Source organism: Halalkalibaculum sp. DA3122, assembly GCF_043951865.1.
In the GTDB taxonomy this organism is placed as follows: domain Bacteria; phylum Bacteroidota; class Rhodothermia; order Balneolales; family Balneolaceae; genus JAMQKA01.
In genome coordinates, this window is the sequence record NZ_JBINJF010000005.1 from 79,623 (window position 1) to 96,995 (window position 17,373).

The 17,373-nt window shown below is 50.8% G+C and carries 11 protein-coding genes; 3 read left to right on the plus strand and 8 right to left on the minus strand.

Annotated elements, in window-relative coordinates; translation table 11 throughout:
- Positions 1–293 precede the first annotated feature (293 nt).
- Positions 294–1,169 (plus strand): AraC family transcriptional regulator, encoded by an 876-nt coding sequence (locus ACG2F4_RS04960; RefSeq protein WP_395259104.1) that lies wholly within the window; start codon positions 294–296, stop codon positions 1,167–1,169.
- A 45-nt stretch (positions 1,170–1,214) separates the two neighbouring features.
- Here the strand turns inward: ACG2F4_RS04960 and ACG2F4_RS04965 are convergent, their stop codons facing one another.
- The 4 genes from ACG2F4_RS04965 to ACG2F4_RS04980 are packed head-to-tail and all read right to left on the minus strand — an operon-like array spanning position 1,215 to position 8,071.
- Entirely contained in the window at positions 1,215–3,374 is a 2,160-nt protein-coding gene (locus ACG2F4_RS04965) for a TIM-barrel domain-containing protein (RefSeq protein ID WP_395259105.1), read from the minus strand.
- Positions 3,375–3,423: 49 nt separating this feature from the next.
- Positions 3,424–5,802 carry a GH92 family glycosyl hydrolase gene (locus ACG2F4_RS04970; protein ID WP_395259106.1) on the minus strand — a complete coding sequence of 793 codons (2,379 nt, stop codon included), beginning with the start codon at positions 5,800–5,802 and terminating at the stop codon, positions 3,424–3,426.
- Between the two features lie 14 nt (positions 5,803–5,816).
- Entirely contained in the window at positions 5,817–6,647 is an 831-nt protein-coding gene (locus ACG2F4_RS04975; RefSeq protein ID WP_395259107.1) for an amidohydrolase family protein, read from the minus strand.
- Between the two features lie 53 nt (positions 6,648–6,700).
- Positions 6,701–8,071 carry an Nramp family divalent metal transporter gene (locus ACG2F4_RS04980; protein ID WP_395259108.1) on the minus strand — a complete coding sequence of 457 codons (1,371 nt, stop codon included), beginning with the start codon at positions 8,069–8,071 and terminating at the stop codon, positions 6,701–6,703.
- 551 nt (positions 8,072–8,622) lie between these two features.
- Between ACG2F4_RS04980 and ACG2F4_RS04985 the strand changes: the two genes are divergently transcribed.
- Positions 8,623–9,408: an SDR family oxidoreductase gene (locus tag ACG2F4_RS04985; RefSeq protein ID WP_395259109.1), complete on the plus strand. Its 786-nt coding sequence runs from the start codon at positions 8,623–8,625 to the stop codon at positions 9,406–9,408.
- Positions 9,409–9,980: 572 nt separating this feature from the next.
- Here the strand turns inward: ACG2F4_RS04985 and ACG2F4_RS04990 are convergent.
- The 3 genes from ACG2F4_RS04990 to ACG2F4_RS05000 form a co-directional block, all read right to left on the minus strand.
- A complete protein-coding gene (locus ACG2F4_RS04990; RefSeq protein WP_395259110.1) occupies positions 9,981–11,819 on the minus strand; it encodes a rhamnogalacturonan lyase in 1,839 nt (612 codons plus the stop codon).
- A gap of 149 nt (positions 11,820–11,968) precedes the next feature.
- The gene (locus ACG2F4_RS04995; RefSeq protein WP_395259111.1) at positions 11,969–13,138 is read right to left on the minus strand and encodes a dienelactone hydrolase family protein; all 1,170 of its coding nucleotides are present in this window, start codon (positions 13,136–13,138) and stop codon (positions 11,969–11,971) included.
- A 100-nt stretch (positions 13,139–13,238) separates the two neighbouring features.
- Positions 13,239–15,773, minus strand: a complete 2,535-nt coding sequence (locus tag ACG2F4_RS05000) for a glycoside hydrolase family 31 protein (protein ID WP_395259112.1) — start codon at positions 15,771–15,773, stop codon at positions 13,239–13,241.
- Positions 15,774–16,131: 358 nt separating this feature from the next.
- On the opposite strand from ACG2F4_RS05000, the gene ACG2F4_RS05005 reads away from it, so the two are divergent.
- The gene (locus tag ACG2F4_RS05005) at positions 16,132–16,953 is read left to right on the plus strand and encodes a tetratricopeptide repeat protein (RefSeq protein WP_395259113.1); all 822 of its coding nucleotides are present in this window, start codon (positions 16,132–16,134) and stop codon (positions 16,951–16,953) included.
- A gap of 1 nt (position 16,954) precedes the next feature.
- On the opposite strand, the gene ACG2F4_RS05010 is transcribed toward ACG2F4_RS05005, so the two are convergent.
- On the minus strand, positions 16,955–17,323 hold the full coding sequence (locus tag ACG2F4_RS05010) for a hypothetical protein (protein WP_395259114.1): 369 nt from the start codon (positions 17,321–17,323) through the stop codon (positions 16,955–16,957).
- Between the last annotated feature and the right edge of the window lie 50 nt (positions 17,324–17,373).

Below are 17,373 nucleotides of genomic sequence, written 5' to 3' on the forward strand. Positions count from 1 at the left end.
CCCAATTATAAATTAAGGTTGAAATTACCGGAGTTGAACTCATAAAATAGTAACAGAACCTGCTAACACTACCAGTATACCGAGCCGACGTATTCCTCTCGCAAGGTCAGGTAATAATTCAACCCTGACTGAATTATCATTTTTCGAAACCCGTCCCCATATTTCTACTATCTGATTGACATTTGATTGTACTAATATTGCTTAATAAGTGAAAAAGTTGACTTTTAAATCAAAATTGTTCAAAGTAGAGTATTGAATAAGGGATTATATCGTTTATAAAAAAAGGGATTGTGATGGAAGCAGAACTCTTAAAACGGTCTATACACCACAACCGCTCGTTTGTCGTAGAAAACCATTCCTATAAAAACTTTTTAAAAGTATGGCATTATCATCCTGAAACTGAACTGGTCATTATTTTGGAAAGTTCGGGCACGCGGTTTGTGGGAGACAGTATAGAAAGATTTAAGCCGGGTGAAATTGTACTTATCGGTGAAAGTTTACCTCACCTCTGGCTCAATGATGATAAATACTTTGAGGAGGATTCCGACCTACAGGCCAAGGCAAATGTTATTCGGTTCAATAAGCAATTTGAGACGGGCTTGTTAAGTATCCCGGAGATGAGACCTATATTGAACCTTTTTGGTCGGTCTAAACACGGTATCAAATTTGAAGGGACGTCGAATCCGAAAATCCGGGAGCTTGTTAATTCCCTTTTTGACCTGCACGGATTAAAAAAAGTTAAAGTGTTATTGGATATCCTGGAATATTTGGCCCTGCAGGAAGAGTATAGCATCCTTTCCAGCCCAGGTTTTGTTCGCTGTTTTGAAAGAAAGAAAGACAGTAAAATTCTGCAGGTGTATGAATATGTAATGGAAAATTTCACTAATGATATCTCTCTTGACGATGTGGCGGACCTGGTAAATATGAATCCATCTGCATTTAGTCGGTATTTCAAGCGGATCCAGAAAAAGACATTTACTCAATTTCTAAAAGAAGTAAAGATTGGGTATGCCTGCAAGCTGCTGTTGGAACAAAAATATAATATTTCAGAAATATGCTACCGATCCGGTTTTAATAATATTTCCAACTTCAACCGGCAGTTTAAATCGGAAAAAAATATGACGCCGACTATGTACATCGATAAACACGCCGCTGCGGCTACAGACTAATGCAGCAGTATGTCTTGGGCACTGAAACTGACGATGTTTAAACTTTTACTCTACTCCCTGGCTCATAAATTTCCAGGTCACCTCACCCACGGTATTGGGTTTCCCAGGTTCGGGTGGTGAGATACTACCTTTTAGCTTCCCATCGCGGGTCTTTATTACGGTAAGTTCACGAAATTGGTATTCCCCATCCTCATAATCATAGGTGGTACCGTCGTCATCATACAGCCTGTAGCTCCCCTCTCTTTGACCATAATGACGGACTTCTATATCCACTGTTTGGCCAAGTTCGGGAGCGTGCATCATCGCCGGCATCATTGGAATTATCCCACCGTCTTTTACATATACCGGTATCTTGTCCAGACCAGGAGAAACAGTAATCACTTCTCCGCCACCCACGTAATCGCCGGTATAAAAATCATACCATCGTCCTTCCGGCAGAACCACCTCCCGGCTCTCTTGGCCTTCAAACATCGGGGCTACCAGCAGGTACTGACCCGCCATGTACTGGTCTGTGATCTCCTGTCGAACCGCCTCGGCATAAGGGTTTTCTTCGAGACTGGTTTCTGCTTGCTCCATCTTTAGATTCGAGCTAAACCCCTCCTCCAAGTTCATCGCCCGAAATGGCGGGATGCCTTTGAAATGATATTTGGCGTATTCGCTGTACCAATAGGGCATCATGCGCATGCGTAGCAGGAACATCTCCCGAACTTCATCCGCTACCTCGGGAAACGACCAGGGTTTGGTGCCACTGGACCACGCGTTGATCATGGCCATCGGTGAGAATACCACTGATTGGACTCGCCGCAGCCACTCCTCACCTGTATCAGAGGCACGCACTTCCGGTGTCCACAGCACCCCGGCGAAGCTGCTGTTGATCAGGGCCGTGATAAAATTCCGGTGATTGTAATAGTCGTTGTAAATTACGTACGGGAAGGAGGTTCCGCCCCCATTGGATGCCCGCACAAGCCCGAACGTACGCCGGTTGCGTTCCTCAAACATATCTTCACTATAGCGTTGCACAAGCAGGCCATAGGTCTGCCGCATCTGTTCACCCGTCAATCCAGAAGGAAATGTAGCCACATCGGGCCAGAGCCAGTGATCATAACCATCCACCTCGTCAATTTTATAGCCGCTTACCCCGATATCCACTTGGTCTTCTTCCAGCTGGGAGAAAAAAATATCTCGGCTTTGTTCCATCCTAAAATCCGGGACCATGCCCGCCCAGACCGTGTGAGAGCCGGTATAGGGTTCTATCTCTTCTGCAAATGAAGCGTCCGGAGACACATAGGGATTGATCCACAGATTTAGCCGAATGCCCCTATCCAGCATCTCCTGGGTAAACTCTTTAGGATGGGGGAACCGCCCCTGATCCCACTCAAATGTCCCGGGGTACGACTTGCTCTGCCAACCTGGTTCCAGCCCGATGAAGTCCAGTGGATATCCCCTTTTTTCAAATTCGTTGGCTTCCTTCCGGACATCATCGGCCGTAAACAACCGGTGCACCCGCTGAGTGAAGCCGAGTCCCCACCGTGGTGGTAAAGGACCTCCACCGTTAAACAAATTATACCGGCGCACGGCATCGAGCGGAGTAGGACCACCAAAGACATAAATTTCAGCTCCTTCTGCTGGAACCAGCACCTCCACCACATCCGAGTACGGGCGGGAAGTCCAGTCGGAGTCGGTATTGCGGTCGCGGACCACCGGCGGGTGCTCGCTGTCTTTTCGTACGGCCGTACCGGCATACACCGTTATGTAGCGCGCCGAGTTAATAAACACGCCGTAACCATTTGATGAGATATAAAAAGGGGTGGGCACGTGCGTCCTGCCGTTGTCTTCCCCCCCATAATGGTCCACATGCAGTCGCAGGATGCGCCCGCGTTGGTGAACCGTTTTAAAATTGAGTCCAAATCCGTAAATCTGCTCTCCCCGCTGTAGGGGAAATCGCAGGTAGGTTTCCCCGTCAATGATCCGGACTTTGATATCCTGTTTCGGCAAGGGGAAATCAGCCTCTCCCATTGCAGCCAATGCTGCTAGGCGGGGTTCTGCCCCGGACGCAGTCAAAAGGTCATACTCCTCGGGTTCTCCTGCTTCCGCTTTCCAGATGCCCGGTTCCACCTGTTGCCAAGATAAAGTTTGGGCTTTTGCATAAGAAAAAAAATGCAAGATTATAAAACAGGAAAGCGAAAGAAATCTAAGAAATCTCATCTTAATTAGGTTAAAAACGCTTTTAGGTTTCACCAGTACTGTTCCCAAATCACTCAGAGTGGGATTCTCCTTTCACACCCCATTTCTCATTCGGTTCAGGGCCTACCTCCAATGTTAGTTCTCCACCCTCAACAATCTCCTCATGTCTAATCCAGTAACGATTCAGCGGCTTCCCGTTTAACCTTGCGGATTGGATATACACATTTTCTTTCGGGTCTCCCTCAACATGGATCGTAAACGTTTTGCCGGAGTAATATTCAGCATCGAGATGGATTGTAACTTTATCAAAAATCGGAGTCGTTATTTCCCACTTGGGATTCACATCAGCCCCACCCTGGACATCAAACAATCCTATCGCCATCAGTACGCCCAAAGCCCCCATCAGGCCCTGATCCTCATCGCTGTTGTACCCACCAAAAGGGGTGGTGTCTCCAAAGGTATGTTCTTTAACCTGGCGAACCCAGTACTGGCTCAGCCAGGGAGCACCCGCAAAATTAAACAGGTGAGCCATCTGGCAGCTCGGTTGGTTGGAATAGTCAATCCAGCTCTCGGCGTGAAGTTTATCTTCGGCTATAAAACGGCTGCCTTTGGCTTTTTCAAACTGTTCATTCAATCGCGCTACATAAGCTTTAGAACCTCCAAATGCCTCAATAAGTCCTTCCATGTCATGGGGGACGTAATGAGAAAAAGTGGCGGCGTTTCCCTCTACGAAACCCGGTGCGTTGAAGGAGTCCGGCAACACCGGCTGAAATCCCTCCAGCCACGAGCCATCCGGATTTTTCGGGCGTATCCAGCCCGTCTCTGAGTCCCACAAGTTTTCCCAATTGTCGGACCTCTGCAAAAAGGTATCATGATACTCCTCTTTACCCAGTCCCCTGGCAAACTGTGCCAAAGTCCAGTCCTGGTAGGCATAGAACAGCGTTTGGGCGGCTCCTTCCCGGTGATACCCCTGGCCTTCAGGATGAACGGGGATCCACCCCTGATCAACATAATACTGCATTCCGCCCCCTGTTGCATTTGGACCCGTCTCATACCCAGCATGACTCCGAATTCCCCCGGGATAGGCGTTCTTCAGTGCTCCCTGCCACGCCGCTTCAATATCAAAATTTCGAATCCCTTTGTTATAAGCCGCGGCAATAAGAGGCGTAACCTGGTCTCCCACCATCACGTAGGTATAATTTCCACCGCTCGGACCCCGCGCAATCATCCCGGCATTTTTATAATACTCTACCATTGTAGCCACAAAGTCATTCATAACATCCGGATAGGCCAGCGACCAGAGCAGGTTAATGGTCCATTCCGCGCCCCAGAAGCTGTCTGAGTTATACATATGGCGCTTTGGTTTCCCATTTTCATCCAATGGAAGTTGGCGGACTACCGGTTCGGGGCCTGTATTATCTGTATATTTACCATTTACATCGCTGTAGGTCCGCCTGCCAAGCAGGGAATGCCACAGATCTGTATAAAACTTGACCCGCTGATCATGGGTTCCTCCTTCTACCTCAATTTTTGAGAGCCAGCGGTTCCATTCCGACCTTGACTCCTTCACCACCCTGCTAAAATTCCAGTGTGCAAGCTCCGTTTCGAGGTTTAGCCGAGCCTGCTTTTCACTGACATAAGAAAGTGCCACTTTCATTTTGACCGTTTCGGGTTCGTCAAATGAAAATCGCATAAATCCACCACTTCCGGCTCCTTCAATGCGGTTCGCATTATCAGCAACCACCTGCTTTTCCCCTCCGATCGACCTCCAGCCACCAAATCCTGACATCGGCCGGTCAATCCGTGCTACAAAATAGACCGTAGAGGGCTTCTTACGTCGAAATGTGGGAGCCATTACTGCATATCCCGCCACCTCCTGGTCAGAAACACGGCGGATCATTGCATCCTGCATCTCACCATGGCCCAGCTTTGCACCGATATCAAACAGGATATGCGCCTCTTGCTCCCCCGGAAACCGGTAGCGGTGAAACCCCACCCGCTTGGTGGAGGTAAGTTCTACATCAATTCCATAGTCCTCCAGGTGCACCTTGTGATAACCTGGCTTTACGATTTCGTCTCGATGCGAAAACCTGGATTCATACGCATCATACCCCTGGTGCCCCTTTACAGGTCCCGTTGTTGGCATTACCGGCACCCCGGAGAGCTGCCACGCATGGATATGGCTAAAAGCGCGAATGGTTCGGTCGCCATACCGATATCCCGAATTCCAGGTTCCATCCGTCTGCGTATCCGGACTCAGGTTGACCATTCCAAATGGGCGACTGGCAGATGAAAAATACAGCCAGCGTGGCTCAACCGTATCGATCAGGGGATCTACATAATCGACAGGTTCTTCTTGTATTTGTAGGGCACGTGCCGGTAGCATCGAAAGTGTGCTTAGCAGTACCAGTGTAGAGAACAAAACAGCTGAAAAATAATCTTTCATCATTGCCCGGCATTTAATCAGTACAGGTTATACGCAGCGATTGCATTTTTACCCATAATTAGTCCTTGTTCATATTGAGAGAGACCGGAAATATAATCTCCAATCAGTTCATACACTTCGCGATAGCCGGCCGCCAAGGTGCATACCGGCCAATCAGAACCAAACATCAGCCGATCCGCTCCAAAGGCGTCAAATACTACATCCAGGTAAGGTGTGAAATCCTCCGGTTTCCAGTGTTGCCAGTCCGCTTCGGTCACCATTCCGGAGATTTTACAATACATTTTGGGATGCTTCGCCAGCTCGCGTATTCCATTTTCCCATTCCTCAATCTCCTGGGTCTTGATCTCCGGCTTGGCGATGTGATCGAGCACAAATTTCTGGTCAGGGAACTTTGAGGCAAACTCCACGGCCACCGGCAGATGACGGGCGTAGATCAAAATATCATAGGTCAAATCGTAGTCTCCGAACGTCTTTATTCCCCGTAAAAAATCAGGCTGCAGCAGGAATCGGTCGTCCAGCTCATCCTGTACGATATGGCGGAGCCCCTTCAATGCTTCATGTTCAGCATAATGGTTCAACCGTTCCTCTAAATTATCAGCCCTGATATCCAGCCAGCCGACAACGCCTTTCACAAAATCGTGTTCCTCGGCTTGTTCCAGCAAAAAATCGGTTTCCCGTTCCGTCTGGTCCGCCTGGACGGCCACGCATCCCTCCACGCCCACCTTATCCATCTCCTTTTTGAGATGGAGCGGAAGGAAATCCTGTTTTAGAACCTTCATCTCCTCGTTAATCCACCCGTGGCGCTGAGGATCATAATTCCAAAAATGCTGGTGCGCGTCGATTTTCATTATTCCGGAACTTTTGCTGTTAACGTTTACTTTCGGCTGGGAATGTAAAGCCTTCAAATCACCTGGATAATGCTGTACACTCCGGCAAGGAGAATGGCAACCACGCTGATCCAAAAGGCGATATCGTAAAACCGGCCGGGCTTCAATTGGTCATCCAGCCGCACATACCTGAAATTGATCGCTGCAAACACAACAATAAGCAGCAGTATGGACGTAAAAAATCCCCCGATTATCACCATCAGAACAGGGAGCTGCATAAACAGAAACAGCAGGGCCCACAAGATCGGGAACACCCAGGCAAAAATGGCGATCGCCTTCCTGCGCTGCTCGATGTCATAAAAATCAAACACGCCAAGGGTGCCGAAACAGTCTGAAAAGATACGTGTCCAGCTTGCCAGGGCCGAAAAAAGAGTCGAGAACAGGACCACGACGGCACAGATCAAAAATACATTTTGGGCACCGACACCCATCGTTTCGGTGTACATGCCCGATAACGTCTCTATCATCTGGTACCCCTCGGGTACCACGTTTTGGGCATGCAGCACCGCCGCACCCAAAATATAAAAAGCAGCTGTAACCAGGGTATATACGACCATTGACAAGAACGCATCCCAGTACATCACCCTGATCCATCCGCGGGCGCGGCGAGTCCACTCTTCACTCTTTTCCACCGGACCTGTATAGGCGGCATATCCCTTTTCAAGACACCAGTAATGGTAGTACATAATTTCGTCTCCTCCCACCCCGGTAATGCCGAAAGCTCCGATGGCGACTCCGACCATCGCCGTTGGCAGGTTAAATTCCAGGCCAAACAGAATGTCTCCCCACCCTATGGCGTAACTGGTGTATTGCAAAAAATACACCGAAAGGAAGGTAAAGACCGTAAAAAAGGCGATCATCACCAGGCAAAAACGTTCAACAAACGTGTAGTATCCCCTGAAAACGAGCAGCGATGCCGTGATTGCGGTCAGGGCGGTCCAGAGGGTTACATTTACCGAGGGAAAGACGATATTCAGGGTAATGGCCACCCCGCCGACAATGCCGCCCACCTGCAGCAATTTGAATACCTGGATAAACAGCCAGGTCCATATCGACCAGTTGACCTGCCGGTAGCTCCATCCCGGCAGCTTGTTAAATGCCGTCATTACCGTTTCACCGGTACTTATCGCATGTTTGCCGAATTCAAGTTGTAGCGTCACCTTGACAAGGCAGCTAAGTATCACCACCCAGAACGTAACAAATCCGGCCCGTGCCCCGAGGGTGGTCGTGGCGATTAATTCACCGGAACCCACTATGGCGGCTGAAAGGACGAAACCGGGTCCCAGGTGTTTTATCGTTTCCCATACGGTTTTGGGAGGCTCTTTAATATCATCTTCTGTCAACAGGTAAGGATCGCGCGGGCGATCACTGTTTAATTCATCCATTTACTCGTATCTCCTGTAATCCCGATTCAGTATTCATTTTAAATCCCTTGCGAAACCAATCCCAGCTAAGAATACAAATTTCGTCTAACCAATAAAAGGGAGAAGAGGTTTTCTCAACCAGCCGTCATTTTAAACGAAACCATGTACTTTTTGGGAAAGCGAAGTAGTCGATAGTGGCTCCGGCAAAAACTGTGGCATCGCTGCCTCCACAAGCGCGTTGATCGTGCCGGACCGTTTTTTTATTTAAATCCCAAATTTTTATCCCGTTTCAAACGGATATACAGATTTTTGGAAATTGAGTGCTGGTTTGTATTCCCGGAAAAACATAATTTATTTAACCACGGAACTATCGGAGGCAGAGAACATTGCCAAACCGTGCCGCCCGTTTGAACGGGATTTCAGGTTCACTGTCCGGATTTTTTCAGTCGGATACCAGATCTGCTTTGCCCATTAAGAGATCGAGACCGATCAACACGTATGGCTTGGGAAAGGGCTCCGTTTTCACCGGCAGATTTCATCTTCATGATTAATAAGTTTAAGAAAACCTATTTATGGATCTCAATTTGACAGAAAAAGTGATCATGGTAACCGGCGGTGCGGGACTGCCGGGCAGTATCGGGGAAACAATTGTTCGACATATTGTGGAGGAGGGCGGCATCCCCGTCATTGTAGACAAAAGTACCCGCGGAAAAAAGATGGAGCAGGAGCTGTGGGAGCTCGGCCATAATGCCCTGTTTGTAGAAGCCGACCTCACCACGCCGGAGGGATGCCAAAATGCGGTAGAACAGGCCACCGATCACTTTGGACGGCTGGATGGACTGGTTAACAACCTCGGCGTCAATGACGGAGTGGGGCTCGACGCATCCTACGACGAATTTATCGATTCCCTGAAATTGAACCTGGTTCACTTTTTTACCGTTACCAAGGCCGCCCTGCCCTTCCTGCGGAAATCATCGGGATCGATTGTCAACATCGCCTCAAAAGTGGCGCTGACCGGCCAGGGCGAAACCTCCGGCTATGCCGCTGCCAAAGGAGGCGTGCTCGCACTGACTCGCGAATGGGCGCTGGAGCTCCGGGATGATGATATCCGGGTGAACGCCCTCGTGATCGCCGAGTGCTGGACGCCGGGCTACCGCCAGTGGCTGGAAAAATTTGACGACCCGGAAGCCCAAAAGAAGGAGATCGTCGCAAAGATACCGTTTCAGCAGCGTATGACCACCCCGGATGAAGTCGCCGACACCGTGCTGTTTCACCTTTCGGACCGCGCCTCCCACACCACCGGGCAGTTCATCCACATCGATGGGGGATACATGCATTTGGACCGGGCCATCACGTAATGGAGGTATCTAAATCTACTCAGGGCTATCTCAAAAAGTTTTGAAAACCAGTTCTCTTGGCAAAAGTGGCCTTTTGTAAAAACATTCCCAAAATCACTGCCGGGGATTAGTTATTGGTTATCAGGTATTCATTATTGGTTCAAGTAACGAATAACCAGTCCACAAATAACAAAACCGCGCCTGTGCTAGAACCATTGAACTTAATTCTAATACTGGTGCGAGCGTCTCGCTCGTGCCATCCCTGCATGCAGCGGAGTGGGGAATTATGAATGAAGGATTTCGAAGGAGCAGGTCGTATGAACGGGGTATTGCACCATGCCCCGACCGAAAGAATTTCTGTTTGATGTGGGGGGGACGACAATAAATATCCTGCTTTCCCGGCCTTGAATGGAGTGCGAAAACCGACCAAATCCAGTACAGACGCGACATGTCGCGGTCTCAACGAGCTTTCACGCCTGCTGAGACTGCAGCGGGTGCCCCATTCACCGCCTTTGTTTTTACGTTCCTTTTGTATCAAGACAAAAAGGGACACCACTGTTGGGAGAATAGCCTTTTCCCGTGTTGGGGCTGCTTCAATCAGCCAGTTCAATTTCTGGTGGGATGTTACGCTGCCTCATGTCCTCTCCAATATAGAAGCTGGTGTGAGGCGGCTGGTTGTAAGCCACATTTTGCCAGGCAATACTCAGGCGATAGGTCGGGTCATGCATCAAGGTATAAAAGCGGTGTTCAGTTGGAATTGCCGTGGTGTAAATACGGAGCTCGTCTCCCTCTTCTGCACGCCAGATCACTTCTTCACGCCAATCGCCAAACAGGTCTGCACTCAATGTCGGAGTTGCTTTGGTCCCGTTGTTCGAGGTGGCGCCTTCCGCTTCGAAGATCAGCTCCGTCGCCACTGCTCTCCAGTTCCATTTTGTGATCCGGTTCCTGTTCAGCAACTCCCGTTGAAGGTCGCCATCCCACCACACAGCAAAATTGCAGGAAGCCGGCTTCCGGTCAGATATCTTTTCTCCTTTGGCATTGAACAGCCCCTCAATTCCACCGCCGCGCACCCACATTTCAGTACCCGGATAGCGCGGATCGATATTGGCCGCCAATCCGCGTCCCGGTCCTTCGCCCTCGTCACTGGCAGTTACGGACGGCTTTTTCCACAGTATGCGGCCCGACTCCGCCTCCCGGAAGTTGGCCCCGGCATCATCAAAACGCTCTTGTATGTGGAATATCTCATGACCGGGATTTGTCGGATCAAGGTCCCCGTAGTGAAGCGCGTCTCCGTGGCCAATACCAGTGGAATGCAGGCCGGTACCGTCATGATCAATCACCGCCGAGCCATAGATAATTTCATCCTTCTGGTCGGCATCGACATCACCCACACTCAGGCTGTGGTTGCCCTGCCCGGCATAGTCGGGATATCCCTCATTTGTATCAAATATCCACTGGCGCGTGAGCTTCTGATCCCGCCAGTTCCAGGCAACAATTACCGAGCGCGTATAGTAGCCACGGGCCATTACCAGGCTGGGACGCTCGCCGTCCAGGTACGCCACGCCCGCCAGAAAGCGATCCACCCGGTTGCCGTAACCGTCTCCCCAGAGTTCCTCCAGCTGCTCACTGGTTGGAGTGAGCGTATCCGGATGACGCGGCGGGATATAATCTGTTGTGACCAGCTCGGCTCCCGTTTCTCCATTAAAAATTGTCAGGAATTCTGGCCCCTCAAGGATATATCCATCTTCGTTGCGGTGATCAGCGTCGGGATCGCCAATTACTTTGCCCGCTCCATCTACCGTGCCATCAGCCGTTTTGCAGGCCACCTCTGCCTTTCCGTCGCTGTCCAGGTCATACACTATAAACTGCGTGTAGTGCGCTCCTTCCCGAATATTCTTGCCCAGGTTGATACGCCAGAGATGCGTACCGTCCAGCTCGTAGGCGTCCAGTATCGGCTCGTCGGTAAAGCCGGAATGCGAGTTGTCGTGGGCACGACCGGTCTGATGCACTACAATCTCATATTGCCCGTCACCATCCAGGTCCCCGGCAGATGCATCGTTCGAGGTGTATCCGCGGGGCACGTTCACCGGCACGGAGATATACGGTTTATCGGGATTGAGTGTATAGGACCCGCTGGTCTCACCCTCCCGACTATCCACGACCGGCTTCACAAAGTATGTGATATCAGACGCCCCGGCGGGCACGCGTTCGTCCACAAAATTTGTACCTCCTGCCAGGGGCGACTCATTGAGTTTTACCGGGGGACGACCGTCTGATTTTCGGTATACATTGAATTTGGTGTGAAAGGAATCGGTTGCCAGCAGCCTCCAGCTGATAAAGGCGGAATCATCCCCGTCAGGTATCGCTACTACACCGCGATCAATTTTCTCCATCACGCGCTGAGCCTGTCCGCCGTGCGCGCTGATCGCCATTAACAAAGCTGACAGGCAAAATACTAATGGTATTTCTCTGGACTTGATCATTAAATATTTATCGGCTTTATAAGATTTATCACAAATTTCGAGCTGATTTCCCCCTGCTTGCGAATCCTTTTTAACTGCAGCGTGGACCGAGGCGCTTGTTACCTCAGCCAGCGATCCAGCCAGTCTATGGCGTCGTCCTGCATCGGGATGGTCATGGAGTGGGGCTCATCATAGTAGCTGGCCCGGAATTTCTCCGGCGCCCCCATCTTTTGATAGATAGTGGCAAGTTTTTCCTCCGCTGCCTTCATCCCTTTCACGGTAAACAGCTGGTCTTGCCGGGCGTTGAGAATCATAAGCGGTCTCGGGGCGTTCAGGGAGGCCACATCCGGCAGATCCAGGAAGCGATATTGACGGGGCACATACATCATCCAGGTATGGTTCCAGAAATGGCGCTGCAGCATCTCCCCGTATGTGCTGGAAAATCCCGCTATGACTCCGGCCTTGATGCGTTCATCCATCCCAAACAGGTACGTGGTTCGGAGTCCGCCGAGAGAAAGTCCCATCGCTGCTATCCGCGCCGTATCCACTTCCGGCCGGGAGTGAAGCAGATCGATCGCCCGGCGGTCGCCCTGCACGATGATGCCCGGCCAGGTGGTACCCGCCGCCAGGATCGTCTTTTCCACCGGCACTTCAAAGTCGCCGGCCAGATCGTTAAACGCCTCGATTTTTTTATTCAGGTCATCATGTTCCTGCTGAAGGTACTCGTCAATGCGGCCAGATGTAACTTGTTGGGGATCAAGACGTTGAGAACCGAAATAGATCGCATCCGGACTCAGTACCACATATCCGCGCCGGGCCAGCTCATCCGCGTAGGTACGCCCCCCGTAGAGTTGACCGATATACTCCTTCAAAATGCGGGGCTGATGGTCGGTCATATTATGCTTTTCCTTGCCGTAGTAGTAAAAGCCCCCGTGATCGTGCAGTGCGACAACAGCCGGGGCGGGCGCTTCCAGGTTATCGGGAATCAGCAGATACGCCTCCGTTTTTTGATAGGCATTTACATTATATCGTACCAGGTACTGCGTGTAGCCCTCACGCTGGTTTTTCTGCAGGACCTCGGTATCCAGCGGGGCAGGCTCCGGGTCGAACGCCAGCAGCGTCTCCATCCTGGAACGGGCCGTGGATCTCCACGTTTCCAGGCTGGTCCAGTCTTTGGCCAGGAACGAGAGGCTGTTCCGGTGTTGGGCGCTGTACTCTTTCAACAGGGGATAAAAATTGCCCACATCCGAAGATCCATCTTGTGCAGTGGAACGGCTGGTTGCTGCCATAGCTATCATCATTATGCTTAACATGAAGATTAATTTATGCGATCTTTTTTTCATACGGTCTCCCACGGGGGTTCAACGGTTAATATTCAATTTTTTAGCTTCACTTTAACATCGTAACCGTAATATCATGCCGGCTGCTGCCCTGCAGGCGCACCAGGAGCTCCCCGCTTTTCTCGTCATAAAACCATCCCGGCTGCCCGGAATCGGAAAATTTAGCGTACCCCGCGAATTTGGTCAGCCTGCGCTGCCCCTCGGCCATCGCCTTGGGAGATATTTCAGTATGAATTTTGAGCCTGTAATTCCGTTCGGGGACCTCATACTCTCCCTCCGGGGCTTGTATCTCTACCCGCAGCTGATCCGTATTGTCTATCGACCGGATCTCCGTAACTGCATAGTTCCCCTCGGTATACTCCTTGCTGGTACCGTCATCATCATATATTTCGTAGGAGGAGGTGTCGTGCGGAAAGATCTCCAGGGTCAGTGTGTCGGCGGGCATCTCACCCAGTTGCTCAATACGATTGCGCTGCGGAATAATACCACCGGCTTTTACAAAAATGGGGAGCTCCTCCAGGGGCGTGACAATATTGTAATACTGCCGGCCGGTGTATTGTTGCCCGCTCCAGTAGTCATACCATGTACCTTCCGGCAAGTAAATGGTGCGTGTTTGAGCTCCTTTCGTGGTAACCGGTGCTACCAGCAGGTTGTCCCCGAACAGGTATTGGTCATCGATATCATAGGTGTTGATGTCGTCCTGGTATTCGAGGACCAGGGCCCGCATCAGTGGCATGCCGGTGTTGTGCATTTTCCAGGCTTCACTGTAGATATACGGGATGAACCGGTAGCGCATCCGATCGTACTTCCTGAAAATGCGTTCTGCCTGATCCCCGTAGCTCCAGGGCTCCTTGTAGCCGGGATGATCCATCCCGAAAAGGTGCGCCACGGGGCTGAACATCCCGAACTGGCTCCACCGTATGTAGAGCTCCGGATCGGGTTTGTGTTCAAATCCCCCCATGTTGTGCGACCAGTAGCCCACGCCGGAGAGTCCCATGTTGAGTCCCGCGCGGATGACCGGCTCAAAATACAGCCACTCGCTGGGCCAGTCGCCCGCCCAGATGTAGGGATACCGCTGAATGCCGGCATAGCCCTCTCGCGTCAGGTTAAACCCGCGCATGTTGTTTTCTTCCTGGAATCGCTCAAATGGAACTTTTGCATAGGCGATCGGGAACAGGTTGTGCAGGCGTTCGGCCTCCTCCCCCTGTGGACCCACCTTGTCGCTTTCATTGGCTTTGTGACCAAAAGCGCTGCCTTCATCCGTCTTGAAAAACATCGCGCCCTGCTCCACCACCTTTTGCACGCCGTTTTCCCACCACCAGTCGACGGCGGCCGAATCAAAAAAATTGACAAATTCGCCCTTCCCATCGGGCTCCGGGTAGACGACTCCCGCCTCGCGGGCGCGGTCCAGCAGGTTATACTTTTCGCCGTTGTCGTACCGGGGACGCACATGCAGCCCCACCATGTCAAAGTTCATGGCATAAAGGCTGTCGAACATGGCGGTGGGATTGTCAAAAGTTTCTCTCCATTCAAATGTCGTGGAGCCGTGACCATTGGGCCCAAAAATACGCCAGGTGGAATCGAGATGGAGCAGGTCTGCCGGAATCCCGGAGTCCTTGAATTTACGACCCAGGTTGACCACGTATTCATCAGAGGTATGCTGCTCATGTCCCCAGGTGCCCCCGCTGTAGGTACCGACATGAAGTCCGTGGGCAAATTTGGGAATCAGCGGTGCCTTGCCGGTCAGGGTGGTATACTGATCCAGCAGTTTCGGAAAGTCCGGCCCGTATATAAAATAGTAATCGACGGCTCCCCCTTCGGCTTTAAACGAGTAGCTGTTTTCCCGGGTGTGTCCCATATCCCATTCAGTTGCATAGGGCGTGTGGAAAAAGATGCCGTACCCCCTGGTGCTCATAAAAAACGGTACGGGTGCATAATTCGCCTCCAGAATATTATATGCTCCCACAATATGAGGGCGACCGGTGCCCCGGCCCACATTCAGCTGTATCTTCTTACCTCGCTGATCGACAAAATCCATCCGTTCGCCAAAACCGAAAAAGTGCTCTTCCGGCAACAACTTTTTCTGTACCCAAACCGCTTCCCCCTGCTTCTTCATGCCGCCGGCCGACTGCGTTTCAAGGATTGTCTCGGTATTGAGCAGCGTTCCGTCCGGCTTTCGAAATTCAACAGAAAGCGGATATTTCTTCACCCTGACCACAAGTTCCCCGGTATCGACAATGAGCTCCTGGTCCGTTTCATGCAGTTCCATGTTGACAGCCGCCCACCGGTTCTCCACCAGCATCCACTCTTTGCCGGCAGTATCAAACGATCGCTCCCAGCTGGCGCGGACCCGCACGATGGAAGGCGTACAAAATTGCATCTGGAGATCGGCATGTTCACCGCTGAACAGTATCACATTTCCCTCCCGGCTGAAATCCGACCGGAGATCTCCGAGAGAAGTCTGGGCCCTGAGGTTACCGGTTAAGAAGACGCTTAAAAAGATCAGCACTGACAGTCCCCATCCTATGGTACTGCTGCGATACCTGATGGTTAAAAAATTATTATCGTTTCCTGCAATTTTCATAATCCAAGTTGTTACCGCTCTTTTGTATATTTACCAGGAGGTTCTGCAAAACCCTCAATTCCCCGTTCTGAGGGAGTTGTACTCGCGTTTAAAAGATCAATACGGTCGGTGGTACAACCACTTTCCAACACAATAGCAGGTTCTGCAAAGGTCTCTACCACAGTAAAAATATGTTGTGTGTAAATAACACTATTTAGGGAGAACTAGCAACCTGTCCGCCACCCTGTCCGGGATGAAATTACCGGTCAGATGCAGCAATCCCGCCTTATTTATTCGGAATGATACTTGATTATGGTTGAACAGATCGATATCAACCAATAGGATACAATAAATATTATCAACCTTTAACTACTCATATTTGATTCACCCACTCACTTGCACCGATTATTGCGGAAATCGATTCACCATCTGTTTTATCCTGTCTCTTCTTATTGTACTCTGGAGCGCTCCCCGAGGCGCCACTGCACAAAATCCTTACGAGACGGGCAAAAAGTGGTTCCAACAGCGTTCCGCAGAGGCCGATTCCTTTCGCGCCCAACCTGCCTATATAAATAAAGCGCTAGAGAGCTTTGAGGAGGCACGCAAAAAAGAAATCAATCCCGAAGAAACAGCTACATTTCTGCTGCGCTCCTATTATTTCAAGGGAATGTTCCTGGGATTACCCGAAGAGCGACAAAAAGAGCTGTATGACCGCGGTAAAAAGCTTGGAGAAGAGATGATGGAGCGCTTTCCCAGGTCGGTGCCGATCAAATTCTGGTATGGGGCGAACGTGGGTCGGTGGGCGGATGTACACGGTTTTGTTGCGGCGGCCACCAACGGCATCTCCAAAAAGCTGCGGGCGGTCTGCGAGGAGATTATTTCCCTGGACGCCGACTACCAGGGAGGCGGCGGCTATCGTATTCTCGCACAAGTGCATTTCCACTCCCCGAACATACCGCTGGTGATGGGCTGGCCCTCTGATCAAAAAGCCCTGGAGTTGGTGGAAAAAGCAGTCAACATCGCGCCGGAGCATCCCACCAACTTGCTGCTGTATGCGCAGCTGCTGCTTGAATTTGATCGCGGTGAGGAAGCCCGGAACCAGCTCAAAACAATACTTAATCTCGAACCACGCCCCGACAACCTGGTGGAGGATCGGTATGTCCAGTACCGGGCGCGGCAGTTGCTTGAAGGGTCATTATAAGCTATCTCAGCAGGTGCATCATAAATCCTGCCAGTTCCCGGCTGAGCATCTCGTCTTTCAGTCGACCGTTCACCTCCAGCCTACTCTCATCATTTAACACTGGTTCTGCAGGAGAGGAAAAAGTTGCTTCCCGCTTTCTCTCATCGGGAGTTTGCATGGTAGCTACGATATCACACTGATTGGCCGGCTTCTGAAAATCCACACCATTTTGGTTGGGAATACGAATCGTGAAATCGAGGATGGCATCCCGGAATCCGCCCCCGGTATCGATGGCGGAAAATTCCAGCTCTATGGTTTGGGAGGCGGGCAATTCCAGTGATCTGCCGTTCAGTGAAAGCGCCTTGAGCTGAGCCGTCGTTTGTATTTTCATCTGCATTATTTGCTTTTCGACCACCACGGTGGCGGTCGTTAACTAAAACC

Coding starts and splice junctions, on each gene's coding strand:
- ACG2F4_RS04960 (WP_395259104.1), top strand. CDS start 294: ATGGAAGCAGAACTCTTAAAACGGTCTATACACCACAACCGCTCGTTT.
- ACG2F4_RS04995 (WP_395259111.1), bottom strand. CDS start 13,138: ATGGCAGCAACCAGCCGTTCCACTGCACAAGATGGATCTTCGGATGTG.
- ACG2F4_RS04980 (WP_395259108.1), bottom strand. CDS start 8,071: ATGGATGAATTAAACAGTGATCGCCCGCGCGATCCTTACCTGTTGACA.
- ACG2F4_RS05000 (WP_395259112.1), bottom strand. CDS start 15,773: ATGAAAATTGCAGGAAACGATAATAATTTTTTAACCATCAGGTATCGC.
- ACG2F4_RS04985 (WP_395259109.1), top strand. CDS start 8,623: ATGGATCTCAATTTGACAGAAAAAGTGATCATGGTAACCGGCGGTGCG.
- ACG2F4_RS05010 (WP_395259114.1), bottom strand. CDS start 17,323: ATGAAAATACAAACGACGGCTCAGCTCAAGGCGCTTTCACTGAACGGC.
- ACG2F4_RS04975 (WP_395259107.1), bottom strand. CDS start 6,647: ATGAAAATCGACGCGCACCAGCATTTTTGGAATTATGATCCTCAGCGC.
- ACG2F4_RS04990 (WP_395259110.1), bottom strand. CDS start 11,819: ATGGCGATCAGCGCGCACGGCGGACAGGCTCAGCGCGTGATGGAGAAA.
- ACG2F4_RS04965 (WP_395259105.1), bottom strand. CDS start 3,374: ATGAGATTTCTTAGATTTCTTTCGCTTTCCTGTTTTATAATCTTGCAT.
- ACG2F4_RS04970 (WP_395259106.1), bottom strand. CDS start 5,802: ATGATGAAAGATTATTTTTCAGCTGTTTTGTTCTCTACACTGGTACTG.